The following is a 1,190-nucleotide window of genomic DNA, read 5'->3' as shown; positions in this document are numbered from 1 at the left end:
GCCGCAGGGCAGCCAGGGCGGCGACGGCTCGCAGGGCAGTCAGGGCAGCCAGGGCGACGAAGGCGCGCAGGGTAGCCAGGGTGGTACCGGGCCGCAGGGCAGTCAGGGTGGGGTCGGCGTCCAGGGCAGCCAGGGCGATATGGGGACGCAGGGTTTCCAGGGTAGCCAGGGCGGTACCGGAGCCCAGGGCAGCCAGGGCGGCGACGGCTCGCAGGGCAGTCAGGGCAGCCAGGGCGACGAAGGCGCGCAGGGCAGTCAGGGGTTCCAGGGCGACACCGGTGCGCAAGGAACCCAGGGGAGTCAGGGATTCCAAGGCGACACCGGTGCGCAAGGGTTCCAGGGAATCGGAACCCAGGGGAGCCAGGGCGAGACCGGAACGCAGGGCAGTCAGGGCGGTCTCGGCAGCCAGGGCATGCAGGGCAATCAGGGTGGTTCCGGCAGTCAGGGAAGCCAGGGCACGCAGGGCGACATGGGCACGCCAGGATCCCAGGGCGTCCCTGGCACCCAGGGTGGTCCCGGTGTCCAGGGTGGTCCCGGTGTGCAGGGTACCCAGGGTGGTATCGGCCCGCAGGGTTTCCAGGGTGCGCAGGGCAGCCCGGGTGGTTCGGGGGCCGGCCCGCAGGGCAGCCAGGGCAGTCCCGGCACCCAGGGGTTCCAGGGCAGTCAGGGCAGTCAGGGCAACACCGGTGTGCAGGGGAACCAGGGCGGTCAGGGGTTCCAGGGCAGTCAGGGCTTCCAGGGCGGAGCCGGAGTACAGGGCAGCCAGGGCGACGCCGGCAGCCAGGGCAGCCAGGGGAGTACCGGGCCGCAGGGCAACCAGGGCTTCCAGGGCGGCGCCGGAGTCCAGGGCAGCCAGGGGTTCCAGGGTGCCACCGGCGTGCAAGGGGACCAGGGCAGTCAGGGCAACCAGGGTGACGCCGGTGCGCAGGGGTTCCAGGGCAGTCAGGGGTTCCAGGGGAACCAGGGATTCCAGGGCGGCACCGGAGCGCAGGGTGCTCAGGGTGGCACCGGGGCGCAGGGTAGTCAGGGCACTGCCGGTACGCAGGGCGTGCAGGGCACTACCGGTACGCAGGGCAGTCAGGGCAACCAGGGTGGCGCCGGTGCGCAGGGGTTCCAGGGCAGTCAGGGGTTCCAGGGGAACCAGGGATTCCAGGGCGGTTCGGGAGCGCAGGGTGCTCAGGGTGGCACCG

General features: G+C 72.4%; 1 pseudogene. It reads right to left on the bottom strand.

The features are described 5' to 3' along the window. Positions 1 to 1,190, bottom strand: a pseudogene (locus ACZ4M3_RS18955) (hypothetical protein); the annotation flags it as partial.

The organism is Streptomyces sp. NPDC026522 (assembly GCF_055567555.1).
Note: the sequence above shows the minus strand (reverse complement) of the source record. Positions and strands in the feature narration are given on the sequence as shown.